Origin of the sequence: Paraburkholderia franconis (assembly GCF_009362735.1) — a bacterium.
Taxonomy (GTDB): Bacteria; Pseudomonadota; Gammaproteobacteria; order Burkholderiales; family Burkholderiaceae; genus Paraburkholderia; species Paraburkholderia franconis.
This window is the reverse complement of the sequence record NZ_WHNP01000014.1, coordinates 96,039-121,625: the sequence shown is the minus strand read 5'-3', so window position 1 is coordinate 121,625 and position 25,587 is coordinate 96,039. Positions and strand designations below refer to the sequence as shown.

Annotated in this window: 22 protein-coding genes, 1 tRNA gene and 1 riboswitch; of the genes, 10 read left to right on the top strand and 13 right to left on the bottom strand. The window is 62.4% G+C overall.

Annotated features, from left to right (window positions below; translation table 11 throughout):
* Positions 1-31: 31 nt before the first annotated feature.
* A riboswitch (glycine riboswitch) is annotated at positions 32-141 on the bottom strand.
* A 73-nt stretch (positions 142-214) separates the two neighbouring features.
* From GCT13_RS17340 to GCT13_RS17330, 3 genes are all read right to left on the bottom strand, one after another.
* Positions 215-1,303, bottom strand: a complete 1,089-nt coding sequence (locus tag GCT13_RS17340) for an RNA-guided endonuclease InsQ/TnpB family protein (protein WP_321574432.1) — start codon at positions 1,301-1,303, stop codon at positions 215-217.
* Positions 1,304-1,596: 293 nt separating this feature from the next.
* Entirely contained in the window at positions 1,597-1,953 is a 357-nt protein-coding gene (locus GCT13_RS17335) for a hypothetical protein (RefSeq protein WP_152760155.1), read from the bottom strand.
* A 238-nt stretch (positions 1,954-2,191) separates the two neighbouring features.
* Positions 2,192-3,241, bottom strand: coding sequence for an oxidoreductase (locus GCT13_RS17330; protein ID WP_152760153.1), 1,050 nt, complete (start codon positions 3,239-3,241; stop codon positions 2,192-2,194).
* 378 nt (positions 3,242-3,619) lie between these two features.
* Here GCT13_RS17330 and GCT13_RS17325 point away from each other — a divergent pair, with 378 nt between their 5' ends.
* Entirely contained in the window at positions 3,620-5,707 is a 2,088-nt protein-coding gene (locus GCT13_RS17325) for a UvrD-helicase domain-containing protein (protein WP_152760151.1), read from the top strand.
* 88 nt (positions 5,708-5,795) lie between these two features.
* Here the strand turns inward: GCT13_RS17325 and GCT13_RS17320 are convergent, their stop codons facing one another.
* Entirely contained in the window at positions 5,796-6,728 is a 933-nt protein-coding gene (locus GCT13_RS17320) for a c-type cytochrome (protein ID WP_152760149.1), read from the bottom strand.
* A gap of 333 nt (positions 6,729-7,061) precedes the next feature.
* On the opposite strand from GCT13_RS17320, the gene GCT13_RS17315 reads away from it, so the two are divergent.
* Positions 7,062-7,137 (top strand) — tRNA-Arg (locus GCT13_RS17315).
* Positions 7,138-7,449: 312 nt separating this feature from the next.
* On the opposite strand, the gene GCT13_RS17310 is transcribed toward GCT13_RS17315, so the two are convergent.
* Positions 7,450-8,238, bottom strand: a complete 789-nt coding sequence (locus tag GCT13_RS17310; RefSeq protein WP_227746881.1) for a glycosyltransferase family protein — start codon at positions 8,236-8,238, stop codon at positions 7,450-7,452.
* Between the two features lie 33 nt (positions 8,239-8,271).
* Between GCT13_RS17310 and GCT13_RS17305 the strand changes: the two genes are divergently transcribed.
* From GCT13_RS17305 to GCT13_RS17290, 4 genes are all read left to right on the top strand, one after another.
* On the top strand, positions 8,272-9,090 hold the full coding sequence (locus tag GCT13_RS17305) for a class I SAM-dependent methyltransferase (RefSeq protein ID WP_152760147.1): 819 nt from the start codon (positions 8,272-8,274) through the stop codon (positions 9,088-9,090).
* Positions 9,091-9,163: 73 nt separating this feature from the next.
* Entirely contained in the window at positions 9,164-9,982 is an 819-nt protein-coding gene (locus GCT13_RS17300) for a hypothetical protein (RefSeq protein ID WP_152760145.1), read from the top strand.
* A 206-nt stretch (positions 9,983-10,188) separates the two neighbouring features.
* Positions 10,189-12,009 (top strand): O-linked N-acetylglucosamine transferase, SPINDLY family protein, encoded by a 1,821-nt coding sequence (locus GCT13_RS17295; protein ID WP_152760143.1) that lies wholly within the window; start codon positions 10,189-10,191, stop codon positions 12,007-12,009.
* 2 nt (positions 12,010-12,011) lie between these two features.
* Positions 12,012-14,507 (top strand): tetratricopeptide repeat protein, encoded by a 2,496-nt coding sequence (locus GCT13_RS17290; protein WP_152760141.1) that lies wholly within the window; start codon positions 12,012-12,014, stop codon positions 14,505-14,507.
* A gap of 91 nt (positions 14,508-14,598) precedes the next feature.
* On the opposite strand, the gene fliD is transcribed toward GCT13_RS17290, so the two are convergent.
* The 3 genes from fliD to GCT13_RS17275 all read right to left on the bottom strand — a co-directional run bounded on the left by fliD (position 14,599) and on the right by GCT13_RS17275 (position 17,992).
* Entirely contained in the window at positions 14,599-16,032 is a 1,434-nt protein-coding gene (gene fliD / locus GCT13_RS17285) for a flagellar filament capping protein FliD (RefSeq protein WP_152760138.1), read from the bottom strand.
* 136 nt (positions 16,033-16,168) lie between these two features.
* Positions 16,169-16,987, bottom strand: coding sequence for a flagellin domain-containing protein (locus GCT13_RS17280; RefSeq protein WP_152760136.1), 819 nt, complete (start codon positions 16,985-16,987; stop codon positions 16,169-16,171).
* Between the two features lie 708 nt (positions 16,988-17,695).
* Positions 17,696-17,992: a flagellar protein FliT gene (locus GCT13_RS17275; RefSeq protein ID WP_152760135.1), complete on the bottom strand. Its 297-nt coding sequence runs from the start codon at positions 17,990-17,992 to the stop codon at positions 17,696-17,698.
* A 660-nt stretch (positions 17,993-18,652) separates the two neighbouring features.
* On the opposite strand from GCT13_RS17275, the gene rpsU reads away from it, so the two are divergent.
* Positions 18,653-18,865 (top strand): 30S ribosomal protein S21, encoded by a 213-nt coding sequence (rpsU, locus tag GCT13_RS17270; RefSeq protein WP_006050883.1) that lies wholly within the window; start codon positions 18,653-18,655, stop codon positions 18,863-18,865.
* A 222-nt stretch (positions 18,866-19,087) separates the two neighbouring features.
* Here the strand turns inward: rpsU and GCT13_RS17265 are convergent, their stop codons facing one another.
* On the bottom strand, positions 19,088-19,687 hold the full coding sequence (locus tag GCT13_RS17265) for a DNA-3-methyladenine glycosylase I (RefSeq protein ID WP_321574419.1): 600 nt from the start codon (positions 19,685-19,687) through the stop codon (positions 19,088-19,090).
* A gap of 163 nt (positions 19,688-19,850) precedes the next feature.
* Here GCT13_RS17265 and GCT13_RS17260 point away from each other — a divergent pair, with 163 nt between their 5' ends.
* Positions 19,851-20,735 carry a BadF/BadG/BcrA/BcrD ATPase family protein gene (locus GCT13_RS17260; RefSeq protein ID WP_152760131.1) on the top strand — a complete coding sequence of 295 codons (885 nt, stop codon included), beginning with the start codon at positions 19,851-19,853 and terminating at the stop codon, positions 20,733-20,735.
* Between the two features lie 107 nt (positions 20,736-20,842).
* Positions 20,843-21,664: a Cof-type HAD-IIB family hydrolase gene (locus GCT13_RS17255; protein ID WP_152760129.1), complete on the top strand. Its 822-nt coding sequence runs from the start codon at positions 20,843-20,845 to the stop codon at positions 21,662-21,664.
* 169 nt (positions 21,665-21,833) lie between these two features.
* On the opposite strand, the gene GCT13_RS17250 is transcribed toward GCT13_RS17255, so the two are convergent.
* Together GCT13_RS17250 and aqpZ are read right to left on the bottom strand one after the other, a co-directional pair.
* Entirely contained in the window at positions 21,834-22,154 is a 321-nt protein-coding gene (locus GCT13_RS17250; RefSeq protein ID WP_152760127.1) for a hypothetical protein, read from the bottom strand.
* Positions 22,155-22,510: 356 nt separating this feature from the next.
* Positions 22,511-23,260 (bottom strand): aquaporin Z, encoded by a 750-nt coding sequence (aqpZ, locus tag GCT13_RS17245; RefSeq protein WP_152760125.1) that lies wholly within the window; start codon positions 23,258-23,260, stop codon positions 22,511-22,513.
* 287 nt (positions 23,261-23,547) lie between these two features.
* On the opposite strand from aqpZ, the gene GCT13_RS17240 reads away from it, so the two are divergent.
* The gene (locus tag GCT13_RS17240; RefSeq protein ID WP_090870554.1) at positions 23,548-23,850 is read left to right on the top strand and encodes an H-NS histone family protein; all 303 of its coding nucleotides are present in this window, start codon (positions 23,548-23,550) and stop codon (positions 23,848-23,850) included.
* Here the strand turns inward: GCT13_RS17240 and GCT13_RS17235 are convergent, their stop codons facing one another.
* Complete coding sequence (locus GCT13_RS17235) at positions 23,851-24,084, bottom strand: hypothetical protein (protein ID WP_152760123.1); 234 nt, start codon at positions 24,082-24,084, stop codon at positions 23,851-23,853.
* A 61-nt stretch (positions 24,085-24,145) separates the two neighbouring features.
* Positions 24,146-25,210: a glycosyltransferase family 4 protein gene (locus GCT13_RS17230; RefSeq protein ID WP_152760120.1), complete on the bottom strand. Its 1,065-nt coding sequence runs from the start codon at positions 25,208-25,210 to the stop codon at positions 24,146-24,148.
* Between the last annotated feature and the right edge of the window lie 377 nt (positions 25,211-25,587).

Genomic DNA, 25,587 nt, shown 5'->3' with positions numbered 1-25,587 from the left:
GGTCGCTATGACCTGATGACGAGCGGATTTTTCGACGCGTTCGGTCCTTTTGCCTGAGAGTTTGCGGGTGTGCCCCTTCGGCGGCGCTGGATGCTGTGTGCTCAAGACGACAGCAGGCGGCGCGCTCTCCCGACGCGTGCGGCGAATGTACGCGAGGGTGGGAGGCTTGTCAATTGACGTCCTACCCGGCTTGGAAGGCCGAGGATTCCTACTGCTAGACGGCCACGTCCGGCCGCGGTTCAGGCAGAGCGGGCCCGTCTGGTACGCCCAGCGTCGCGCCACCCCTGTTCAACCCGTCCAACCCCGTAGCGAGGATGTTACGGGCTGCATTGACGTCGCGGTCGTGGACGGCGCCACACCCGAAGCACTGCCATTCCCTTATTCCAAGACCTGCGATACCTTTCGGCCCGGTGCGGCTCGCGCAGCACGAACAGGTCTGGGTCGAAAACGCTTCATTGACTTCATCGAACCACACGCCTGCGTCCGCGCACTTGTACTGCAGCATGGTTCGGAATGTACTCCACCCCGCATCGAGCACGGACTTCGCCGCGCGCGTTTGCGCCAGGCCGGGGGCATTCACGTTGCCAACAAATATTGCCCCGTACTCGCGTACGAGGGTGGTACTGAGCTTGTGCAGGGCATCCTTGCGCCGGTTTGCTACCTTCGCATGGAGCGCCTTCACGCGCTTCGGCTTGTTCGCCCGCTGTGCTACGGCAATGCCCTGCGCCAAATCGCGATAGAACCGGCCAGCTTCGGCCTTGTCGCCGTCACTCGTCGCAAGGAAGTCCTTCAGCCCTAGGTCGATACCGACGGCGCGTGTCGTCGAGCTCTTCTCCGCGGTCCTGACCTTCACTGTTACATTGAGATACCAGCGGCCGCGACTGTCTTCGCTGATACTGCCCGCGCCCAACGCGTACTGATGCAGGCCATAGGAGTCCCACAACGAAAGTGGCTGTCCGCAATACCAAACCTGTCCGCCCTTGTAGCGCAGGGCCGATGCCTTCACGGGAATCCAGCCGAGCGAGCGGCGAACGCCGCTGCTTTTGCGCCACGCCAGGCGCCGTTTCTTGGACTGCCAGCGCCGCGAGACGTATTGCTCATTAACTGCCTGTACGGTCTGTGAATGCAGTGACAGGCCTTCCTTCGTCGCACCAGCCGTATAACGATGCAGGTCATATGCCGTGCAGAATCGACCTTCACGCTGCAGTATCTTCAAACCGAGCTCGTTGACGTAGTTCCAGACGAAGTTCACTTCCCGTGATTGCGCGCGCAAAAAAACCGCGTGTCTGTCTTTCAGACGCACGCGCAAGGTTCGGGTCGTTTCGGTTCGAGTACTGTTCATATATACAGTAGTTTATCGACAGTTTCCCTTGGAAAGCTCTACCTTTCTAGGTCACTGGCCTGAAACACCGGGTTTTCGGCAGAGCGTTAAGGACTTGTACTCCATGCTCGGGCACTTCGTGAAATGGCGGGGGCGCGTCGGGCGTCAAGAATGCGCATGGAAGACCACGCGCCATCGGGCTTGATCGGCCTGAAAAATGGATGAAAAACGCGGCCGCTCGCAAGGTGCCGCGTTTCCCGATGATGAGCCGCAGATCACCGATTGATCGCCGCTGCCGCCGTATCGAGCTCCTGATTCAGCACACGCTGCTCGTCGCCCGTGAGGCCGCCGCCGTGCTGCGCCGCCATGTCGTGTGCTTCCTGGCGGATCGTGTCGAGACGCCGGCGCAGCGCGCCGCCCTCGGGTGGCGGATAGTGGCCCTCGTTGACGCGGGTGTCGATGTGATGGCCCATGTTGTCGATACGGCCGTTGACCTGCTCGAAGCGGTGCACGGCCATCTCGTGCGGATTCGGCTCGGGATGCGGCTGGGCGGTCTGCTGGCGCGTGATGACGCACGCGGCCAGCGACGCAACCAGTGCGCAGCAGCCAAGCGCGCGAACGATACGTTGCATAGGTTCTCCTGTTGAAAGGTGTCGATCGGGAGGGTGTCGATCCCGTCACGCAAGCAACGGACGACGGACGGCCCGCGATGACGCTGCGCCGGTGTGGTTTCGTTACCGTCGGTTGCCGGCGAGGGCAGGCGGCGCCTTCAGGCGTTCCGCGCGCGACGAGGAACCCTCGAAGGCGCGAAAGGCCTGAGCGAAATCGTCGGGACTAAGGGAAAAACGCACGTAGAGCGTTATCCCGCTTTCACACGCCGCGCCGGAATGGCAACCGCACGCCTTCCTTGTCGCTGCGAGCCGCGAGTTCAATGATCGTCATGACGTCGACGGCATCCTGCGCGCTGACCGGGAACGGCGCGCCGTCGCGAATCGAGGCCGCCAGCGCGCGGTAGAACTCTACATAGACGCCGTCGCGCGTCGGCAGTTCGCGCTTTACTTCCTGTTCGCCTTCGAGCACGCGCAGCGTGCCCGCCTCGTTGCCGCCGCCGAAGCCGGCGTCGCCGGGACGCAGGCCTGCCTTAAGCTGATCTTCCTGCGTGTCGAGGCCGTACTTCACGTAACTGCCTCGCGTGCCGTGGATCGTGAAGCGCGGCGCGACGATTGCCGTCAGCGCGCTCGCGTGCAGCACGACTTCATGGGTTGCATAGCCGAGCAGCAGATGCACGTGGTCCGGCGCGCTCGCGTTGTCACGATACGCCTTCACCGATGCATAGACCGTCTCGGGCGCGCCGAAGAGCGTCAGCGTCTGGTCGATCAGATGCGGGCCGAGGTCGAGCAGCAAACCGCCGCCGCGCGATGCCTCCTCACGCCAGCGCTGCCGGATGCCCGGACGGAAGCGGTCGAAATGCGATTCGAAATGCGTGATGCGGCCCAGCTGTCCGCTTGCGATCAGCTCGCGCACGCTCAGGAAATCGCCGTCCCAGCGGCGGTTGTGGAACGGCGCGAACAGCAGGCCCTTGCTGTGCGCGAGGTCGGCGAGCGTGCGCGCGTCGGCGGCCGTGAGCGTGACGGGCTTGTCGACGACGACGTGCTTGCCCGCTTCGAGCGCGCGGCGAGCCAGGTCGAAGTGCGTGTCGTTCGGCGTAGCGATCACGACGCATTCGATGTCTTTCAGCGCAAGCAGCGCATCGATATCGGCGACGATGCGCGCGTTCGGATAGTCGGCGCGAGCCTTGTCGGGTTGTCCCGTGGCGATTGCGGCGACGTTCGCGCGTCCGCAGTGTTCGATCACCGGCGCGTGAAAGGTGGCGCCGGCAAAGCCGTAGCCCATCAAGCCAATTTTCAGCGATGAAGACATGCGCGTTTCCTGCAAAAGCGGCGCGCAGCAGGGGCGGCGCGCAACGGCGCAATTGTGGCACGGACGCGCTTCGGCTCGCGGCGCGCGGGTTTAGCGCACGCCGCGTCGCGTGCTGTCCCGAAGGCATGAGCCGAGGCCTTCGCAAGAGCATTCGTGTTAACATCGCGGTTCTCACGCGAACGGCAAAAAGCGCATGGAATCAAGTGCGTGGCGCAAGAGATAGATGCAAGACGGATGCGCGGCGGATCGTTCGGCAAGCGCCATGCCCCACCTCCTGCACCCGTCCGACACGTTGCGCCATTCGAGCCGTCTCGCTGCATGTTTCCGGGTCGCTCGTTAGTCAAGCAGCGCCCTCAATTCATTTCTCATCCACACACGATGTCCGCAGGCCTGAATGCCGCTCAAAGCGAAGCGGTGCGCTATCTCGACGGTCCGTGCCTCGTGCTCGCGGGCGCGGGCAGCGGCAAGACACGCGTGATCACGCAGAAGATCGCGCACCTGATCGAAAACAAAGGCTTCGAGCCGCGCCATATCGCTGCCGTCACCTTTACTAACAAGGCCGCTGCCGAAATGCGCGAGCGCGTCGGCAAGCTGCTCGAAGGCAAAACGTTGACGGCGCCCGGCAAGGAAGGCCGCAAGGTGCCCGTCAACCAGCTGACGGTGTGCACGTTCCACTCGCTCGGCGTGCAGATCCTGCGCCAGGAGGCGGAGCACGTCGGCCTGAAGCCGCAGTTCTCGATCATGGATTCCGACGACTGCTTCGGCATGATCCAGGAACAGGTCGGCTCGACGGACAAGGGCTTTATCCGCAAGATCCAGACGATCATCTCGCTGTGGAAGAACGGCCTCATCATGCCGGAAGAGGCGATGGCGATCGCGTCGAACGAGGACGAGCATCAGGCCGCGATCGTCTATCGCAACTACGTCGCGACGCTGCACGCGTATCAGGCCGTCGACTTCGACGATCTGATCCGCCTGCCCGCCGAGCTCTTCAAGAAGAACGAGCAGGTGCGCGACCGCTGGCAGAACAAGCTGCGCTATCTGCTGATCGACGAGTATCAGGACACCAACGCGTGCCAGTACGAACTGGTGAAGCTGCTGGCCGGTCCGCGCGCCGCGTTCACGGCCGTCGGCGACGACGATCAGGCGATCTACGGCTGGCGCGGCGCGACGCTCGAAAACCTCGCGCAGCTCGGCAAGGACTTCCTGAAGCTGCATGTGATCAAGCTCGAGCAGAACTACCGGTCGACGGTGCGCATCCTGACGGCGGCGAACAACGTGATCGCGAACAATCCGAAGCTCTTCGAGAAGAAGCTGTGGTCCGAGCACGGCATGGGCGACACGATCACCGTCACGGGGTGCAACGACGAAGAGCACGAAGCCGAGTCCGTCGTGTTCCGGCTGTCGGCGCACAAGTTCGAGCGCCGCACGCAGTTTCGCGATTACGCGATCCTGTATCGAGGCAACTTCCAGGCGCGCATTTTCGAACAGGTACTGCGCCGCGAGCGCATTCCGTATGTGCTGTCGGGCGGCCAGTCGTTCTTCGACAAAGCCGAGATCAAGGATATTTGCGCGTATCTGCGGCTGATCGCAAACGCCGACGACGATCCCGCGTTCATCCGCGCGATCACGACGCCGCGCCGGGGCGTCGGCAATACGACACTCGAAGCGCTGGGCGCGTTCGCGGGCCAGGCGAAGGTGTCGCTGTTCGAAGCGGTGTACATGGGCGGCATCGAGGCGCGGCTGTCGGCGCGGCAGGTCGAGCCGCTGCGAGTGTTCTGCGATTTCATGCAGCGTCTGCGAGACCGCGCTGAGAAAGACGCCGCGACGTCGGTCCTCGATGACATGATGGAAGCGATCCACTACGAAGCGTATCTGTACGACGCATTCGACGAACGCCAGGCCCAGGCGAAGTGGCAGAACGTGCTGGAGTTTCTCGAATGGCTCAAACGCAAAGGCACGAAGCCTGAACCCGAAGCAGGCTCGGAGCAGACCGGCTACGACACCGCCGACGGTCTCACCGACACCGGCAAGAATCTGCTCGGTCTGATTCAGACGGTCGCGCTGATGTCGATGCTCGAAGGCAAGGACGAAGACCCGGATGCGGTGCGTCTGTCGACGGTGCACGCGTCGAAGGGGCTCGAATATCCGCACGTGTTTCTGGTGGGCGTCGAGGAAGGCATCATGCCGCATCGCGGCGGCACCGAGGACGACGGCCCGATCGACGATGCGCGCATCGAGGAAGAGCGCCGGCTGATGTATGTCGCGATCACGCGCGCGCAGCGCAGCCTGCATCTGAACTGGTGCAAGAAGCGCAAGCGGGCGCGCGAGACGGTGGTGTGCGAGCCATCGCGCTTCATCCCCGAAATGGGCCTCGACGAAGCGCCGCCGCCGACGCCGGACGAAGCGCCGATGACGCCGAAAGACCGGCTGGCGAGTCTGAAGGCGCTGTTGCAGAAGGCGTGATGGGCGGACCGCGCACCGCGCATGAATGAGAAATCCCCGCACGAGGCGGGGATTTTTCGTTGCGTCTGACGCTGAAGATGTGCGCTGCTTATTTCGCCGCGCCGACCATGTAATCGACGGCGGCTTTCACGTCCGCATCCGATGCGTTCGAGCCGCCCTTCGGCGGCATCGCGCCCTTGCCGTGCAGCGCGTAGTTGTAGATGGTGTCGATCGGGTCTTTCAGGCGCGGCGCCCAGGCTTCCTTGTCGCCGAATTTCGGCGCGTTCAGGACGCCCGCTGCGTGACAGGCCTGACAGACCTGCTGATACAGCGCCTTGCCCGCCTGCGATGCATCAGCGCTTTGCGCGCCCGATGCCGGCGCGGCGGTTTGGGGCACGTTCTTCATCGCGGCCATCGCGGCGGCGGCCTGCGCACTGGCGGTGTCGGACGCGCCTGCTGCCGCGCCCGATGCCGCTTCGGCGCCCGAAGCGGCCGCTGCGCCGGATGCGCCCGCGGGACCCGCAGCAGGCTGGCCTGGCACGGGCTTCGGCGGATCGGCGAATTTCGCGCCCGCGTTGTTCGCCATATAAGCAACGGCGAGGCCGATTTCGTAGTCGCTATAGTCGTCCGGGCTCGTGCCGCCGCGCGGGGGCATCGCGCCCTTGCCGGTCAGCGCGGTGTGCCAGAGCGTGTCGAAGCCTTGCGCGATGCGTGGCGCCCAGTCGCCGGTGTTGGTGAATTTCGGCGCGCCCGCTGCGCCTGCCGCGTGACAGGCCGAACAGACGGCCTTGTACACTTCCTCCCCCGTCTTGTAGACGCGCGGCGCGTTGGCGTCTCGGACCTCGACCTTGGCGATGGGCGTGATGCGCGAGTCGACGACGGCGTCGGACAGACCATCGGTGCCCGCGCCCGTGCGGGTCGAGTTGTCGACGTAGTAGGCGAGCAGAACGATGATGGCAATGGGGACAGCAAAGCCGGCGATGACTGCGGCGATCAGCTGTCCGGGGGTTTTGATCGGGGCTCCGTGTGGTGCTTCGCTCATGCTTGTCTCGTCTCCCATGGGTATTGTGAGCGGTACAGCGCGACGGCAACGACTTTGTTCTTGATCAGCCACGGACGATTATAGACGGAAGGTTTCGGCGCCGGTGAGCGGGGCTGGAATGTGTTCAGTAGGCGTTTACGCGAACGTTTTGTCGGTTCTGGCGCTGATTTGTGGTTGATGGAGATAGCCTTCGACGGCCCGGCGGGTTGCGCCGGCGGGCCTGTGGTGGACGGGCCGCCCGAAAACGGGTATCCTCTCGATCTCGCTCTGGCGCCGCATGTCGCATCAACCTCGTGATTTTGCAGCGCTTTTCGCCGAGCATTTCTGCCGAATGCGCCCGTAGCTCAATGGATAGAGTACTGCCCTCCGAAGGCAGGGGTTGCTGGTTCGATCCCAGCCGGGCGCGCCATCTCCGACACAGCCTTCCCGTGGTTTCGCAGCAGGATTCTCTCTTTCCGGGTCTCTCCGGAAATGCACGGCGATCCACTCACGGTGAGCTCAGGCTTTTCTCCCCTCAGCGTGCCCCATTTCCGTCCGCCGAACCGACGGCGTTCGCTCACGGCCGCAGCCATCGTTCCTGTCGCGACGAAAATCTAGTTAGATTCTGATCGCCGTTACCCGCGATAATCGCTGCGGGCGTGCTCTCCGCGGTGTATTTCGGCCTGACGGGCACGTACTGGGTATCGCACCGTCGAATTCAATACTTACGGATTCCTAAGCATCACTCGCCGTATTTTTCCAGATATTTTTTGTAGCCGGCATGCCACCGCGGGGTCGCGAATGCGCCCGCGCTTTCATGCACGACGCTGATCGGCCAGGTGCCCATTTTCATGTTGCGCAGTTCGGCCTGACGGCAAAAATCCAGGTCGTAGAAATGGAAGTCGAAGCGCTCGTCGAAGCGCAGGTCGTGTGCAGCCAGTTTTTCGCTGTCGGCAATCAGCAACAGGCCATCGAGCAATTTGCATTCGACACCCGAAGGACCATACCTGGAGATTTCGCACGGAAACATCTTGCCGTGCCCTACCGCTCCGCTCAGGTACTGCGGCTCATCCCAATGGAAATGCGAGGGTTGCGATCCGTCCACATCGGGATTCGCCTTCATGAAAGCCCACGCCGCCTGCTGCGCGACGCGACGGCGGTTGCCCGCGACCCCTGCAATATCGAAATGCTGTACCGCTTCGCGAATGCGTTCCACCCAGTAGAAATCGTTGAGCCAGATATCGTCGTGGGCGAATACGAGAATCGCAGGATCTTTCTTCGCCGCATCGATTGCGACGTTATAGACAACCGGTAGTCCACGAGTATTGTTATCGAACAGCAGCACCTCGGGAGCTTGAGGAAAGCGATACAGACTGAGCGAGAGTCCGAGCGCGGTGTGCGTCAAAAACGTTTCTCGTGGCGATCGGGTCGCACAGACAAGCCTGATGGGTTTCACTGTTGTTGTTTCCGCCTCAGTCGGACTAGCGCATATCAATCCGGCGATGATGCGATACCTCGCCGGCCACGGCAAGGGGTGTGGACGGGCGAAAGACTGGACGAAACAATGAAGCGCGCGGATGGGCGGGGCGCAAGCCGTCCGTCAGGAGAAAAAGGTGCAATAGTCCGCTTTGATTGGCGGATTGAACGCGACGGTGGCTGCCTATACTCCGGGCCACCCGTCTCCACATTCTCTTTCTTCGCCATGAAACAGACTCCGGTTCATCACATTCACAACGACGAACTGCTGAAACTAATGCCGACCCATGTCCGCAGGGTTGTCGAGGTGGGATGCAGCTCCGGGGCGCTGGCGAGGGAATACCGGAAGCTGAACCCCGACGTGCATTACGTCGGCATCGAGGTGGTGCCCGAATATGCGGAACTGGCCCGCGCGCATTGCGACGAGGTGACCGTTCTGGACATCGAGACGGTCGACGAGGCGCGTTTCCGGTCCGATCTCGCAGCGGATTGCTACGTGTTTGCCGACGTGCTGGAGCATCTGCGCGATCCGTGGGACGTCCTGCGAAAGATCCACGCCGCGCTGACCGCGAACAACGGCGGCTACGTGGTGGCCTGCATACCGAACATGCAGCACTGGAGCATTCAGGCGCGCCTGAGCTATGGTGATCTGCGCTACGCGGATATGGGACTCCTCGATCGCACGCATCTGCGCTGGTTCACGCTGCAAACGATGATCGAGATGTTCGCGCAGACCGGCTACCGGGTCGAGGACGGTGCGCGCCGCATCTTCCACGAGCCGCAGCGCGAAACGTTCCTCCCCGTCATCAAGGCGATGGCGGCGGCGGCGGGCGGCGATGGCGAGGCGGCTGTGCGCGATGCACTGCCGCTGCAATACGTGATCAAGGCGGTGCCGGCGCAGGCGTGATGCGCGGATGAGTGCAGGTGCCTGAACCCGGCCTCGCCGGGCAGCTAGTCGCGGCCCGTAGATGAGTGATCGAATGAAAGCGAACGTCTATCAGATTTTCTATTCCAGTGAGACGCGCGCGTCTCTCGATGCCGGATTCATTCCGCTCGATAACACAGGCGGGCGCCCGGACTGGTACGAATACTGGCCCATCCGCCAGTTCCTGCTGAATAACCTGCTGAACCCGAACGAGGGGTACGGGTTCCTTTCGCCGAAGTTCGGCAAGAAGATCGGGCTGCATTCCGATGCAGTGTTCCGGTTTCTGGCCGAAACGCCGGACGATGTCGATGTCGTCACGTTTCCGATGTTCTACGACGTGGCCGCGTTTTTCCTGAATGTGTTCGAGCACGCCTGCGTCGCGCACTCGGGTATTGCGCCGACGCTGATGGCGGCGTTGAAGCAGATCATGCCGTCGGTCGACATCGACACGCTGGTGATGACGTCGAAGGAGACAGTGTTCTGCAATTACCTGATCGCCAAGCCGGCTTTCTGGGCCGAATGGATCGGGTTGTGCGACCAACTGTTCGCCATTGCGGAATCCGGTGTGGGCGAACTGGCCGAGGGGCTGAATGCCTCCGTGAGCTACGAGCAGGACTCCGCACCGGCGAAGGTTTTCCTGATCGAGCGGATCGCGTCGCTGGTCTTGTGCACCCAGCCGCAGTGGCGGGTAAGAAGCTATAACCCGCTGACCATGCCGACCTCGGCGAGCCCGATTCGACTTCTCGGGGCCGAATTGCTCATGCTCGATGGCCTGAAGTTCGCGTCTCGTCAGACAGGCTTGCCCGAGTATCTTGCCGTGTTCCGTCAACGCCAGGGCGAGCTGTTTCAGCGGGCCATGGGCGGCGCGCAGTGAGCGGGCGCCGGCTGCACGCGTCGTCATAACCCGGCGAATTGCGGTCATTTGCCGGGTTTAATCCGGGGATCGCAGTCGGTCGACTGTTGCCAGAATCGAAGTATGGCGTGCTGTGTGCACGATCTGGCAGCAGGGTTTTGCAGTTCGGTCATTTTCCGGCGAAGCCCGCTGTTTCCCGCATTGCTTTTCGACGGAAACATCTATTCATGAGCGAATTCAAGTTTGCCGACCTGGGTGGCGAGACGACGGACGAGTTGCTGTCGCGCGCCGATGCGCTGTGCCGTAGCGACCGGCTCGACGAAGCGGACGAGCTGTGCCGCGAGGTGCTCGCCATCGATCCGGCGCACGCCGGCGCGCTGCATCTGCGCGGCATGGTCGCGTATCGCAGCGGCGAGCATGCGCGGGCGGCGGATCTGATCATGGAGGCGATCAGCCGGGACCCCAAGCCGGACTACTACTTCGCGCTCGGCAACGTGATGGCGGCGCATCGCCGGGTGGCTGCCGCTGCCGAATGTTTCCGGCTGGTCACGCAGATGCAGCCGGAGCATGCCGACGCCTACAACAACCTCGGCATCGCGCAGCGTGGGCTGAAGCGGTATCACGATGCGGTGCAGTCGTTCTGCAAGGTACTGGAGCTGCAGCCCGGCAATGGCCGCGCGTACAACAACCTTGCCAATGTGCTGCTCTCGCTGGACGAGCTGCCGGCGGCGCTTGAGGCATGGCAGATCGCGATGGAGTTGGCACCGGCCGAACTGGAGCCGCGCAGCAACCGGCTGACTGCGCTGAACTACGCCGCGGGCACGACGCCCGAGCAATATCTGGATGAGGCGCGCAAGTTTGCCCAGGTCGTGGAAGAGGCGGCCCAGCCGTTCCGGAGCTGGCTGGTGGGCATGGCGCCGCGCACCGAACGGCCGTTGCGGGTCGGCGTCGTGTCGGGCGATCTGCGGCGTCATCCCGTCGCGTATTTTCTCGAGAACGTGGTGAAAAGTCTCGATACGGCCCGCGTTGAACTGGTGGCTTACCAGACCTCCCGGGACGAAGACGAATTGACTGTCCGCCTCAAGCCGTATTTCCACAGCTGGCAGTCGATAGCCGGCATCCGCGACTTCGCCGCCGCCCAGCAGATCCGTAACGACAAGATCGATGTACTAATCGATGCGTCCGGGCATACGACGTACAACCGTCTGGCGCTGTTCGCATGGAAGCCTGCGCCGGTTCAGGTCTGCTGGCCGGGTTATTTCGCAAGCACGGGACTCAAGGCGATTGACTACCTGCTCGGCGACCGTCACGTGCTGCCGCAGGGCGAAGAACATCACTTCGTCGAAAAGCCGTGGCGGCTGCCGGACAGCTACCTGTGCTTCACGCCGCCGGACGTCGCGCCGGCAGTCGGCCCGCTGCCCGTGCTGAAAAACGGCTTCGTCACGTTCGGCTATTTCGGCCGGCTGACCAAAATGACCGATGTCGTCGTTGCGACGTGGGCGGCGATCCTGCGTCGCGTGCCGGGCTCCCGCCTGTTGCTGAAGGCCGCGCAGCTCGACTTCGACGACATCCGCGTGACGACGCTCAAGCGCTTCTTGATGCATGGGATCGGCGCGGAGCAACTGCTGCTCGAAGGGTTCTCGGCGCGCGGCGACTATCTGGATGCGTACAACCGTGTCGATATCGCGCTGAGCCCGTTCCCGTACTCGTCCGGCACGACGGCGGCCGAGAGCCTGTGGATGGGCGTACCCGTGTTCGGCATGCAGGGCGATCGCTTCGTCTCGCACATCGTCGAGAGCATCGTGCATGCGGCGGGGCTCGGCGACACGTGGATCGCGCGGTCCCGCGACGACTACATCGAGCGAGCCGTTGCGTTCGCCGCCAATCCCCAGGCATTGGGCGAATTGCGCGCCGGGCTGCGCGCGCATGTGCTCGCGTCGCCGCTGTGCGATGCGCCGCGCTTCGCGCGCCATCTGGAGGACGCCCTGCATGCGATGTGGGATGAAAACCTCGCGCAGCGGCTGCAGACGAAACACGAGGCGTCGTGAGCATGAGCGAGGTTGAACGCATTGCCGATATCCCGGCGTCGATCGAGCAGGCGCTCGGCCATCACCGCGCTGGCCGGTTCGACGCCGCGCGCTCGCTGTACGAGGACGTGCTCCGGGCAGACCCGCAGCAGCCGGATGCGCTGCATTTTCTCGGACTGCTCGCGTGCCAGCTGCGCAGGACCGACGTCGGCGTGAAGCTGATCGAGCAGTCGCTCGCGGTACAGCCCGACGCGATCTACTACAACAATTTCGGCAACGTGCTGGCGGATCTTGGCCGCTTCGACGAGGCAATCGTCAGCTACAAGAATGCGCTGGGTCTGAGATTCAACTATCCGGAAGCGCACAACAATCTCGGTAACGCGCTGCGTCAGGCGAAGCAGCCGGATGCGTCGATGCGCGCCTGCGCGGAAGCCATTCGCCTGCAACCGGGGTATGCGCAGGCGTACAACAACCTCGGCAACGCGCTGCATGACATGGGCGAACTGGACGAAGCGGTGGCCAGCTATTGCAAGGCGATCGAGCTGAATCCGGAGTATGCGGTTGCGTACAACAACCTCGGCAACGTATTGCGCGAGCAGGACAAGCCGGAACTGGCGATCGAGCTTTTCCGCAAGGCCGTGGCGTTGCAGCCGAACCTGTGGGCCGCGCATCACAGCCTCTGTTTGCTGCTGCGCGAGCGCGGCGAATTGGCCGACGCGCTCGCGAGTCTTCGGCAGGCGCTCAGCCCAGGGGATGTCGAGGCGCGCAACACGCTCGCCAGTGTGCTGCGCGACACCGGCGACCTGGAGGGGGCAGAGAGCGAGTGCCGCGAAGTGCTCCGGATCAATCCGGAATTCGCGGATGCACACTGCACATTGGCCGGCGTGCTGTGCGGTCTTGGACGCTACGAGGATGCGCTGAAGTCCTGCCAGCGGGCGATCGAACTCGATCCGGAGCATCAGCCGTCCTACCGCGGGCTGGGCCTGATCTATTACCACCTCGAGAGGGCGCCGGCCGCGATTCTCAGTCTTCGTCACGCGCTCGAACTGACACCCCGGGACGATCACGCGTGGCTGATGCTCGCGAATGCGCTGCGCGAGGACCGTCAGCTCGACGAAGCGCTGGAGGCGGTCAACAAGTCGCTGTCGATCGGTGAGAAAAGCGCCGCGAAGTATCTGTCGCTCGGTGACATCCTGCAGGCTCGCGGGGCGATCGAAGAAGGCCTCGAGATGCACGTGAAGGCGCTGGAACTCGGATGCGATCCGATCGAGACATATGCGCGCCTGCTGTTTACGATGCCGGGTTCGCCGCGTTATTCCGCGCTCGACATGCGCGAGCACGCAGTACGTTACGGCCAGCTGGCGGCCGCCGGGGCTAAACCGTTCGCGCACGCGCCTTCTTCGTACGACGGCAAGCGGCCGCTGCGGATCGGTTTCGTGTCGGGCGACTTGCGCGGCCATCCCGTCGGCATCTTCCTCGAAAGCATCATGGGGCATCTGGACCGCACGCGTATCGATCCGATCGCGTATGTGACGTTCAACAAGAAGAACGACGCGATCACGGAGCGCCTGAAGCCGCATTTCTCCGCGTGGCATTCGATCGAAAAGCTGTCGACACAGGAGGCTGCCGAGAAGATTCGCGACGACAACCTCGATATTCTGGTCGATCTGTCCGGCCATACGGCGTTCACCGCGCTGCCGGTTTTCGCGTGGCGTCCAGCGCCGCTGCAGGCCAGCTGGCTGGGCTTTTTCGCGACGACCGGCTGCGAGTTCATCGATTACTTTATCGGCGATCCGCATACTTTGCCGCAAAGCGAAGAACATCACTTCGTCGAGAAGGCGTGGCGGTTGCCGGACAGCTATCTGTGCTTCACCCCGCCCGACAATGCGCCGGATGTCGGGCCGCTGCCGATGGAACAGAACGGCTTTGTCACCTTCGGGTACTTCGGCAAGCTCGTCAAAGTGACGGACGATGTCGTGGCGCTGTGGTCTCGCGTGCTGCATCGGGTGCCGGGCTCGAAGCTGTTCCTGAAGGCGATCGGCCTTTGGAGCGACTATCTGCAGATCAAGACGATCGAGCGTTTCGCGCGCCACGGCATCGATGCGAGCCGGCTGATTCTCGAAGGCGAGTCGTCGCGCGTCGAATATCTGGGTGCATACAATCGCGTCGATATCACGCTGAGCCCGTTCCCCTATCCGGGCGGCACGACGACGGCCGAGGGGCTATGGATGGGCTCGCCCGTGTTGGGCTTGAAGGGCGATCGCTTTCTCACGCATATCTGCGAAAGCCTGCTTCATGCGGCCGGGCTTGCCGAATGGGTGGCGGCGGACAAGGACGTGTATGTCGAGAAGGCGGTTGCGTTTGCGTCCGACCCAGGCCGGCTGACAACCTTGCGTGCAGGGCTGCGCGAACAGACGAGGCAATCGCCGATGTGCGATGCGCCGCGCTTTGCGAACAACCTCGTTGACGCGTTTCATCGGATGTGGGAACTGCATCTGAACGCTCAGTCCGCTGTCTGAGCGGTGACGGCGAATACTGCGGCCAGCCGGTTTGACCGGCTGGCCGCAGCTTTTTGCAGCGTCATGCCTGCGCTGCTGCGCGGCCGCCCGATTACTTGTTGGTCGCGAGCGAGCCGGCGCTGTTCTTGCCACCGAACAGCTGCGTCAGGTAATTCGTGTTGTTCTGCATCTGCGCCATTAGCGTGTTCAGTGCGCTGAACTGCGCGGTGTATTGCGCGGTCAGCTCGTTCGAATAATTGGTCAGCTGCGTCGCCTGGTCCTGCAGGTTGCTCAGGTCCTGGTTCAGCGCCTGCGTGCGCTGATCGATGATGCCGCTCGTCTGTATGTACGACGACATGAACGTGTCCAGCTTCGCACCGATCCCGGTGGCGCTGTTGAAGATCGCGTTCACGGCAGTGGGGTTCGACGTCAGCGCGGTTTGCAGCGCGGTGCTGTCCACCTGCAGCGTTCCGTCCGGTTGCAGATTCAGGCCGATCGACGCCAGGCTGTAGGTGGTGGAGCCGCTCTTGACACCCGCGCTGATCAGCGAGGCCAGACCGTTCGTGATGCCGTTCGTCATCGAGTCGCCGAGCAGCGGACCGGCGGTCGAGGTGCTCGAGTCGTACGACGAGAGTTTCCCGGCGGTCGTCACATAGTTGTTGTACGCGGTGACGAAGCTCTGGATTGCGCTGGCCGATGCCGATGTGTCGGCCGACACGGTGAGCGTTTGCGTGCTATTCGCCGCTGCGCCCGAAATATCCAGCGTGACGCCGGTCAGCACATTGGTCAGGGTGTTGCTGGCGCTGGTCGTCGCAATGCCGTTGATGCTGACGTTCGCGTCCACGCCCGTCGTGCTCGACTGGACGGACGCAAGTGCGGCATTGGCGCCGCCCGAATCGGAAATGGAAATCGCGGTGTTCGAGCCGGTCTGCGTCGAGGTGAGCGTGAGGTACTGATTGACGTTGCCTGACGCGTCGGTGGCCGTGATGACGGCTGCGGACACGCCGGCGTTGGCTTTGTTGATCGCGCTGGCCACGTCGGTCAGCGACGCGCCGGCCTTGATCGTGACGCTGGTTGCCGCGCCCGAGCCGACCTGAATGCTGAGCGTGTCGGCGTTGAACGTGGTCCCCGTTGCGATCGGGTTCAGGCGCGCGGTGCTGGACGTCGCCACGTTCGTGACGGCGACCGAATAGGTGCCCGCGACTGCGCCCGTGCTGGTGGTCGCCGTCACGCCGGTGCCGGTGACGGCCGCTTGCATCTGCGCGAGCGCGCTGCCGTTCAGGAAACCCGCCAGCGCCGTGTCGAGAGAAGACAGTGCCGACTTGATCTGACCGACTGCCGAAAGCTCGGTGTTGTCCGAGGTCTGCTTGTTGGTGATGATCGTGCTTTGACCGACCGTCTTGGCTGCCACGAGGGTTTGGACGAGCGAGTTGACGTCCATCGTCGAATTCGTCGCGCCGCTGATGATCGACTGCGCCGCTGCCGCCAGTTGGGAAGACAGATCGGTTGTCGTCGTGGAACTCGTACTCGTGGTGGTGGTGGTCATGTAGGTAGCTCCGCTCGGCTGTGTCGGGCAGGACGGTATCGGCTGAAACACCGACAGGAAGGCGAGCCTTCCTGTCGGTGTCGATGCGTTGAATCAGGCTGCGCGGTGCGATGCTGCACGCGCGCAGCTAACGCGATTACTGCAGGAGCTTCAGGATCTGCTGCGGCATCGAGTTCGCTTGCGACAGCACCGAGATACCAGCTTGCTGCAGCACTTGCGCCTTGCTCAGGTTCGCCGTTTCCTGCGCGAAGTCAGCGTCGGTGATCTGCGAGCGTGCGGCGCTCATGTTGGTCGATTCCGTTTGCGTGCTCGTCACCGTAGCCGACAGCGTGTTCTGCTGTGCGCCGAGTGCTGCCTGATAGGTGTTGATCGCTGCGAGTGCCGCGTCGATCTGCGACAGTGCCGATTGCGCGCCGGCGCTCGTGCTGATGTTGACGCCGCTGACGCTCAGGCCCGAGCTGTCGAACACCGAAGCGCCGAAGTTGATGCCAACGGTCTGGCCCGAGAACGCGCCGACCTGGAAGTTGACCGTGCCGGCGCTCGACAGGATGTGCAGGCCGTTGAACGTCGTCTGGCCGGCGATACGGTTGATTTCCTGCAGACGCGTCGTGACTTCGGCCTGCAGGTCGCTCATCGAGTTCGAGTCGAGCGAGCCGTCGCCTGCTTCCACTGCCAGCTGGCGGATACGTTGCAGGTTGTCGATCGTCGAGCCCAGCGCGCCGTTGGCGGTCTGCACCATCGAGATCGCGTCGTTCGCGTTCGCAACGCCCTGGTTCAGCGCGTTGATCGATGCCGTTTGCGACGTAGCGATTGCGTTGCCTGCTGCATCGTCAGCTGCCGTGTTGATGCGCTTGCCCGACGACAGGCGGTTGATGGCTTGCGACAGCGCGCTTTGCGAACCCGACAGGTTCTGCTGCGCGGTCAGCGACATGATGTTGGTGTTGATATTCAGCATTTTTGCGTCCTCGTATGCTAAGCGCCAGGAGATGACTGGTTTTGGCTACCGGCGTCGCGCTGCTTTTTGCGAATGGCGCCGCCTGTCCTGGTTGACGGCGGGGCAGAAAAAAACTTTAGGGAGCCATCGACGCGTATGCGTGAACAAGCGCTGGTCGAATGGCCGCTCAGACTGACCGGGGGCGCTGTGGCGGCCGTGAAAAGGTCGGCGCTGGGAGTGAGCGATCTGTGCCGCCTTCCTCGAGGGCTGCGGAGAAAGATGCAAGGCGAACTGTGCTGGCCGGTGAGTCTGCGACCGGTCGTTTCGCGATTGCTGTCGCGTGGCTTTGGGTGCCTTTTGCGGAGCGGATTGCGCACTGCGGATTTCGGGTGTCGGACAGCTGCCTCAGCTTCATACGCCGCAGGGCGCCAAACATCGGGCCGCTGCCGATGTCGGAGAACGGTTTCGTCACGTTGGCTATTTTCGCCAGCGCGTGAAGCAGGAATGATCAGATTGCTGCGCCACGGTGCAGGCGGCTGCGACAGGTGGTGGGCTCGACGCTCTTCCGAGGGGCGGGCGATGCGCGGACTATTCGCATTCCATGCGATTCCGCAATTCGTCGCGCACGATATTGATGTCGTGCCGGCTAATTCCTTACGACGGCCGACGTCCTGTTGACGAGCGCATCCGCACTGCGTCTCAAGGCGATCGCTTCTCGCGAATGTGCGCCTATAGCATGCCGACGGTGTGATATTGGCGCACCGACTGAATACGTTGCCGCGCCTTCGCGTTTTCCTGCGTCAGCGTATCGAGGCCGACGCGAGCAGCTTCGCTGATCTGCTCGTCCAGAGTCTGGATCTCGCGAATCAGCACGAGCGCGTGCGGTGGCTGTTCCGGCTTCAGCGACATCAGTAGGGGTGAACGTTCCGAGACGAGCATCTCTGCGCGCAGCCAGTCGCGCTGGCGAGCTGCATCGTGAATTTCGTGTGTCAACTGCAAGGCACGGGTGAGCGCTTCGATCGTCATGTCGGTTCCGGTTGGAGGCTGGACTCCTTCAGCCTCACGCTGTCGCGAGGGTTCGCGCCGCATTCGGGCCGCGTCGACCGCCTTCCCTTGGTTGACGGCGCGACGCTGGCAAACTTTAGGCTACGTCGTCGTAGATCTGCTGCACGGTTGTAGGGCCTCAACTTTGCGATAATCGGTTTCATTGTCGGCTCGACTTGCGGCGCGGACGAATGCGGAATGGGCAGCCGGACGGCGAGGTCCTCTGTGCGACGCTCGACTCAGTGGAACAGCCGTCAGACCTGTGGTCTGCCCCACTTTTTCTTAAGCGCGATCAATCAACGGACGTCACGGGCCGCTCCAGTCGTCCGGGTGCGCCAAGTGCCTGACCGGGATCAAGAAACGCTGGCCGGCAGGATCATTTCCTGATATCATCGAGAGTGAATTGAGATCTTTGCTCGTTTCGTCATGGGTTACTGGTGGCGAAACGTCAGCTAGGCGCGGCGCCGCAACGTGCGCTGCCCGCGTTTCGCGGTGAACTCCCACCTCTCTTTTCCGGCCTCCGTGGCCGCTTTGCCTCTCGTTTCAGTTGTGCTTCGCCAGAGTCTGGAACGACCGGAGGGCCGGCGCGTGAGTGGGCTAACCGCCACGCCATTAACCGTATCAAGCGTATTTAGGAATTACATGACGACGATTCTTCTGAAGGAAAATGAGCCGTTCGAAGTGGCAATCCGCCGCTTCCGCCGCGCAATCGAAAAAAATGGCCTGATCGCAGAACTGCGTGAGCGCCAGTCGTACGAAAAGCCGACGACGGCACGTAAGCGCAAGAAGGCAGCTGCAGTGAAGCGCCTGCACAAGCGCCTGCGCAGCCAGATGCTGCCGAAGAAGCTGCACTGAGCACGCTTCCCGCACGCGAAAGCACGCCAAACGGCGGTGCGAGCTTCGAAAGAAGCCACACCGCCGTTTTTTATTTGGGTGCCATTGTTCGAGTTGTCGGAAAAGACAGCGGGGAGGGCGGGTGGTCTGCGCGCGATGCACACCGACCTCGAAGGCGCCCTGTGTTGCAGTAGCGCGACATGAAAGCGCCTTACAGTCTTCTTGAGATCGGCGCCGAACGCATCACTTCGAATTTTTCTTGCGCCCTTTCTTGCCGAGCGTCGCGCAACGCATATGGCAGGCGCAGTCCGTCTGATGGTCGTTGACCATGCCCACCGCCTGCATGAACGCATAGCAGATGGTTGTGCCGACAAATTTGCAGCCGTATCGTTTCAGCGCCTTGCTGAGCGCATCCGACACTTCCGTCGACGCCGGCGCGTGCTTGTATGTCGTCCACGTATTCTGGATCGGCGTGTTGTCGACGAACGACCACACGAAATCTGCGAATGAACCATGCTCCGCCTGGATCTGCTTGACGGCCTTTGCATTCGTCACCACCGACTCGATCTTGCCGCGATGTCGCACGATGCTTTCATCCAGCGCGAGCGCGTCCAGTTTTTGCTGCGAGAAGCGGGCGACCTTGTCGATGTCGAAGTTTGAGAACGCACGCCGGTATCCGTCGCGCTTGTTCAGTATGGTCGACCACGATAGCCCGGCCTGCGCGCCTTCGAGCACCAGCATTTCGAACAGATGCTGGTCATCCCGCGACGGGACGCCCCACTCGGTGTCGTGATAGTGTGCGAGCGCTTCGCTCGTCGCCCAGTTGCATCGCTGCTCAGCCACGTTCAGGCTCCTGCATGGTTGGTTGATCGTCCGTCGATCAGGCTACGCCAGCATAGCGGAACGGAATGCCGCCGCAACCTGGCCATTCGGCTAATTGTCGCGAGCGGGCGGACCTGCCACGCTATGCCATGACACATTACTGGGCACATCACTGAGCAAATCGATGAACCAAAACCTCTATCTGATCGGCACCGACGGTGGCGGTACCGGCACGCGCGTCGTGCTGGCGAACGCCGCGGGCCACGAACTCGCGCAAGGCACGGCCGGGCCGTCGGGACTCGGTTTGGGCGTCGAGCGCGCCTGGGAAGCCATCCTTGCCGCGACCGCGCAGGCGTTCGAGCGCGCCCGTCTTGCCCCAGAGTGGTCGCGCTGCGTGCTCGGCTGCGGCCTTGCGGGCGTCAACAACCGGGACTGGCTGGCTGCGTTTCGCGCGAAGGCGCCCGCGCTGGCCGGACTCGCGATCGAAAGCGATGCCTACACGACGCTGCTCGGCGCGCACGGTGGCGAGCCGGGCGTGATCGTCGCGTTGGGGACGGGCAGTGTGGCCGCCGTGCTCGATCGCAGCGGCACAAGCCGCATGGTCAGCGGCTACGGCTATCCATCCGCCGACGAAGCTAGTGGCGCATGGCTCGGCCTGCGCGCGATCGTGCATGCGCAGCAGGCGCTCGACGGCCGCGTTCCTGCCGACGAGTTCTCGAAAGCGTTGATCGAGCATGTCGGCGCAACCGATCGCGACGGGCTCGTCGTGTGGTTGTGCGACGCGAATCAGACGGCATATGCGAGCCTTGCGCCTGTCGTCGTCGCGCATCGCGAGCACCCGTTTGCGGCGCGTCTGCTCCGGCAAGCCGGCGAGGAAATCGGCAAGATGATTGCCGCGCTTGACCCGTCGGGAGAGTTGCCCGTCGCGCTGTGCGGCGGGCTTGGGAAGCCATTGAGTGAGTATGTGCCAGCGCCGTTTCGCGAGCGTCTGCGCGCGCCGATTTCGGACTCGGCGCACGGCGCGCTGCAACTCGCGCAGCGCGAGGCCGCGCAAATCGGCGCCGGGTAGGCGCTTCAAAGCCGGACGAGCGCGTCGATTGCGAAGCCGTGAACGGAAGTGCGCGCGCCTGGAGGCGATAAAATAGATGCTTTCAGACGCCGCCTGCCCGCCTCCCCATGTACAAAGCCATCGCCAGTGATCTCGATGGAACGCTGCTGAACAGCAACCATCAGGTCGATCCATTTACGATCAGCACAATGCGTGCGCTCGAGTCGCAGGGCGTGTCCATTGTGATCGCTACCGGGCGCCACTATTGCGACGTCGCTGGCATTCGTGACGTGCTGGGCATCCGGCCGTATCTGATCACATCGAACGGCGCGCGCGTTCATGCGCCCGACGATGAAATGATCTTCGCCGACGATCTTCATCCGAACGTCGTTCAGCAACTGGTCAAGCCGGACATCGCGGGTGAGCATGGGCGCGTGATCGTGAACCTGTTCGCCGACCGCGAATGGCTGATCGACCGCGATGCGCCGCACCTGTTGCGCTACCACCAGGACTCGGGCTTCACTTATAACGTGATCGACCTTCAGCAGCACGACGGTGCCGACATCGCGAAAGCGCTCTACATCGGCGACCCGAACGATCTCGCCGTGGTGGCGGCCAATCTTCATCGTGCATTCGGCGAGGCGCTGTACGTCACTTATTCGCTGCCGGATTGTCTCGAGGTGATGACGGCGAATGTGTCGAAGGGGCGCGCGTTGCAGTTCGTGCTCGACCGGCTGAATGTGCCGGCGGCGAAGTGTGTCGCGTTCGGCGACAACATGAACGACATCGACATGCTCGAAACGGCTGGCCATCCGTTCATGATGAACAACGCGAATCCCGATCTGATCGCGCGGCTGCCGAACGTGCCGCGCATCGGCAATAACTTCGAAGCGGGCGTCGCGCATCACCTTCGCAAGCTCTTCGAACTCGATGACGAACTGACTGCGTAAATCCCGCAACGCATCCGATTCACACGGCGCGCGGCCCATAGCGAGACGCGCGCCATGCAAGGCGTCTAGGAATCGGCGTTTGAGTGCGCCCGAGGTATCGTCGCGGGATGCTACTCGACGACGGCTTCCTCAATTGCCCCGATCCCTTGATCGCGGCCTCGCCGAGGCCTTAGTCGTGATACCCCCGACCGCGGCCGTTCTCGTTCCAGTGGTTGCCATGGTTGTCATTCCAACGGTTGTCGTGATCCCAGCCGCGGCCGCGGTTCCAGTCGCGGTCGTGTCGATAGCCGTCGTAGCGGCGGTCGCCCCAGTACCGGTCGCCGTAATAGACGGGCTGTGGAGCCGCGTACACCGGCGCCGGTGCGACGTACGCCGGAGCGGGCGCGCCGAGCGACAAGCCGATGCTCAGATTCGTATGCGCCTGTGCGACACCGCATGCGCCAGCGGCGAGTCCAGCTGCGACGAGCATGTGAGTGACGATGCGCTTCATGTTGCTTCTCCTGTGAATGCGGCGTGTTTGCCGTACAGGTTCAATCTACGCGTCGTCGGTGGGCGGGACTGCGACAGGTTGTTACGAAGTGAAAGCGTGCAATGTGCACCGCGAAAGCTTTTTCAACGCCGGATTCGCCGATGCGGACGTGCGAGCGGCAGCGCCATGCGCCGGCCCAATCCTCGCGAGCCGACGCAGGTTTGATCTTCCCTCAGCCGAATCGCTCATACCCATGCAGTAAATGCGACCGTAAACCTGCCTTACATCTGAACCATCTATTAATGCAGAGCGCCTCGCCCGCAAACAAAAACGGGGCGCCGCAGCGCCCCGTTTTCTATTAGACGGATCAACGGACCTCAGGCAGTGGCCCGCGTACCTTGCGCGTCTACGGATTGCCGGGTGTCGCCCGCGACGAGCGGATACACGATGCCCGCGATCACGGCGCCGACAATGGGCGCGACCCAGAAAAGCCACAACTGGTCGACGGCAGCGCCACCGACGAAGAGCGCCGGACCCGTCGAGCGCGCCGGATTCACCGACGTATTGGTGACGGGAATCGAGACAAGGTGAATCAACGTCAGGCATAAGCCGATCGCGATAGGTGCGAAGCCGGCGGGTGCGCGCTTGTCGGTGGCGCCGAGAATGACGAAAAGGAAAAATGCCGTCATCACCGTTTCGCAGACGAATGCCGCCGGCATCGCATAGTGGCCCGGCGAGCGCTCGCCGTAACCGTTGCTCGCGAAACCACTGGCAACCAGATGGAAGTCCGCGTTGCCCGAAGCGATGACTGACAGCACGTAGGCGCCGAGTACGGCGCCGATCACCTGCGCGACGACGTACGGCAGGAGGTCGCGTGCCGGGAAGCGGCCGGCGACGGTCAGCCCGACGCTCACCGCGGGATTCAGATGACAACCGGAAATATGGCCAATGGCATAAGCCATTGTGAGAACGGTCAGGCCGAATGCGAGCGACACCCCCACGAAACCGATTCCGAGGCCGTGAACAGGACCTGCGAAGTTTGCCGCAAGGACGGCGCTGCCGCAGCCACCGAGAACGAGCCAAAAGGTGCCGAACAGTTCCGCCGCAAGGCGCTTGAAGAGATTCATCGTATGTAATCCTAATAAGTGTGTGGGAATTCAAGGATGGGAAGCGCGCGCTGCGGCGCTTGCAAGCGGAAATTTTAAGCACCGTTGCGGAAATGGAGTGTCAAGAATTGTCATTCACGAACGCGGAATTATTTCGTGATAAAACACCGGCTCTTTGAACGATTCAACCGGATTTAATAAATTACTCAGACGAAAACTTTTGATAGACGCATTCATCTCCATTGCGAATTTCGTTTGCACGGGCTAATCTCCGTGCTAACCACTTTAGAAAAAAGAGGGGAGCCCAAATGTCGCAATACGCAGATCTCAAGGCGCAAATCGCTCGCTTGCAGGCAGAAGCGGACGAAGCGCGCCGTCATGAAGTCGGCAATGTGATTGCCGAAATCCGCCAGAAGATCGCGGAATACGGACTGAGCGCCAATGACCTCGGTTTTGTGGAGGCGGCCCGCCGCGGACGCCCGCCCAAGAAGGCGCCGTTGCCCGCCAAATATCAGGACCCGAAGTCGGGGAGCACCTGGAGCGGTCGGGGAAAGCCGCCCAAATGGATTGCCGGCAAAAATCGCGAGCGCTTTCTGATCGGCGAGGCGTAATCACCCGGACGATGAAAGCCACTTGAAGGTGATCAGGCTGTATGTGCCGCGTGCGGATTCTTTAATTTCGCGCAAAGGCGTTTCAGGTACGAGGAAACACCGATTGCGTTGAAGTGCATTTAAGAAAGCGTTTCCACTACCGGTCCAGTTTGGATCGATCGGAATAAAAAAGCCGCCCGGGGAGGCGGCTTTTTTCTGGAAGCGATTCGAATGGAAGGCTGAACGGTCGCGCAAACGATTGACGTGAATAATTTACGTGTCCATTACGCCTTTCGGCAGAGTTGACCGGTAACGATCAGCCCACCGCCACGCGACGCAGCATCGGGCGGCGCGTTGCTTCGAGGAGCGCCGTGTAGCTGTCGACGTAGTTCTGCGCCATGATCTTCGAGCTGAAGCGGCGTTCGAACTGTGAGCGGATCTCAGTGCGCGACAGTTCGTCGATCCGCTGCAGCGCTGCCACGGCACCCTGCACGTCCTCGCAGATGAAGCCCGTCACGCCGTGGTCGATCACTTCGGGCACCGAGCCGCGGTTGAACGCGATCACGGGCGTGCCGCACGCCATCGACTCGATCATCACGAGGCCGAACGGCTCCGACCAGTCGATCGGGAACAGCAGTGCCTTCGCGCCCGACAGGAACTCCGGCTTCTGCGCCTCGTTGATTTCGCCGATGAATTCGACATGCGCCTGCGACAGCAGCGGCTCGATCTCCGTCTTGAAGTATTCCTGGTCGACCTTGTCCACCTTGGCGGCGATCTTCAGCGGCAAACCGCTTTGTGCAGCGATCTTGATGGCTGTATCGACGCGTTTTTCCGGACAGATGCGGCCAAGGAACGCCAGGTATTCCGGCTTCTTGTGGCTCTGCGGCGTGAGCAATTGGTCCGGCAGGCCATGGTAAATCGTGTTGAGCCAGTTTGCCTGCTGCAGCGGCAGACGCTGCGAATCCGAAATCGAGACCACGGGCGCGTCCGTGAACGTGTCGAACACCGGCTGCAGTTCCGGCAAATCCAGACGGCCGTGCAACGTCGTCACGAACGGCGTGTCCAGCGTCGAAAAGAGCGGGAACGGCAGATAGTCGAGGTGAAAGTGCAGCACGTCGAACTCGTGCGCGATCTTGCGCACCCGCTCGAGCAGCAGCATGTGCGGAGCGAGCGCGTCGCGGATCGTCGGATCCAGACGCAGCGCGCGCGGCCACGCGGCTTCGAGCTTGGCGGACGTCACCGAATCGCCGCTCGCGAAAAGTGTCACATCGTGACCCAGATCGACCAGCGCTTCGGTCAGATACGACACGACGCGTTCTGTGCCGCCATAGAGTTTCGGTGGGACAGCTTCATACAACGGCGCGATTTGTGCGATTCGCATGCGTGATCTCCTTTTGCAAAGGGCTTCGCGCTGCGCTGCCTGGCGTGTGGCAAAACGCGGAAGCCTGTCGGACGGTTGGGCGCGGTGTGCCGCCGCCCGTGGCAGGAAACCCAATCGGGTTATCCCTAGTGCCATTATCGGGATCGGGCGCGCCAATTCGAGCTATTTTTCAAACACTTAACGTTGTTACAGCGCGAAACATGATGCGTAATAAGTGCACGGATGCTACCGGAATGCCCGCCGTGAACGGCATCCGGACAATATCCCCCGCACTTTGCGCCAGATGGCGCAGCATGTTGCGCCATGCTTTCGTCCGACCTTATTGTGCATTGCCGAATGTATCGGCGCGAAATTGCTTGGTCGGCTTTCAGATATGA

Coding starts and splice junctions, on each gene's coding strand:
- GCT13_RS17295 (WP_152760143.1), top strand. CDS start 10,189: ATGAGCGAATTCAAGTTTGCCGACCTGGGTGGCGAGACGACGGACGAG.
- GCT13_RS17320 (WP_152760149.1), bottom strand. CDS start 6,728: ATGAGCGAAGCACCACACGGAGCCCCGATCAAAACCCCCGGACAGCTG.
- GCT13_RS17250 (WP_152760127.1), bottom strand. CDS start 22,154: ATGAAGCGCATCGTCACTCACATGCTCGTCGCAGCTGGACTCGCCGCT.
- GCT13_RS17290 (WP_152760141.1), top strand. CDS start 12,012: ATGAGCGAGGTTGAACGCATTGCCGATATCCCGGCGTCGATCGAGCAG.
- GCT13_RS17335 (WP_152760155.1), bottom strand. CDS start 1,953: ATGCAACGTATCGTTCGCGCGCTTGGCTGCTGCGCACTGGTTGCGTCG.
- GCT13_RS17240 (WP_090870554.1), top strand. CDS start 23,548: ATGTCGCAATACGCAGATCTCAAGGCGCAAATCGCTCGCTTGCAGGCA.
- rpsU (WP_006050883.1), top strand. CDS start 18,653: ATGACGACGATTCTTCTGAAGGAAAATGAGCCGTTCGAAGTGGCAATC.
- GCT13_RS17300 (WP_152760145.1), top strand. CDS start 9,164: ATGAAAGCGAACGTCTATCAGATTTTCTATTCCAGTGAGACGCGCGCG.
- GCT13_RS17260 (WP_152760131.1), top strand. CDS start 19,851: ATGAACCAAAACCTCTATCTGATCGGCACCGACGGTGGCGGTACCGGC.
- GCT13_RS17255 (WP_152760129.1), top strand. CDS start 20,843: ATGTACAAAGCCATCGCCAGTGATCTCGATGGAACGCTGCTGAACAGC.
- fliD (WP_152760138.1), bottom strand. CDS start 16,032: ATGACCACCACCACCACGAGTACGAGTTCCACGACGACAACCGATCTG.
- GCT13_RS17280 (WP_152760136.1), bottom strand. CDS start 16,987: ATGCTGAATATCAACACCAACATCATGTCGCTGACCGCGCAGCAGAAC.
- GCT13_RS17230 (WP_152760120.1), bottom strand. CDS start 25,210: ATGCGAATCGCACAAATCGCGCCGTTGTATGAAGCTGTCCCACCGAAA.
- GCT13_RS17305 (WP_152760147.1), top strand. CDS start 8,272: ATGAAGCGCGCGGATGGGCGGGGCGCAAGCCGTCCGTCAGGAGAAAAA.
- aqpZ (WP_152760125.1), bottom strand. CDS start 23,260: ATGAATCTCTTCAAGCGCCTTGCGGCGGAACTGTTCGGCACCTTTTGG.
- GCT13_RS17275 (WP_152760135.1), bottom strand. CDS start 17,992: ATGACGATCGAAGCGCTCACCCGTGCCTTGCAGTTGACACACGAAATT.
- GCT13_RS17330 (WP_152760153.1), bottom strand. CDS start 3,241: ATGTCTTCATCGCTGAAAATTGGCTTGATGGGCTACGGCTTTGCCGGC.
- GCT13_RS17325 (WP_152760151.1), top strand. CDS start 3,620: ATGTCCGCAGGCCTGAATGCCGCTCAAAGCGAAGCGGTGCGCTATCTC.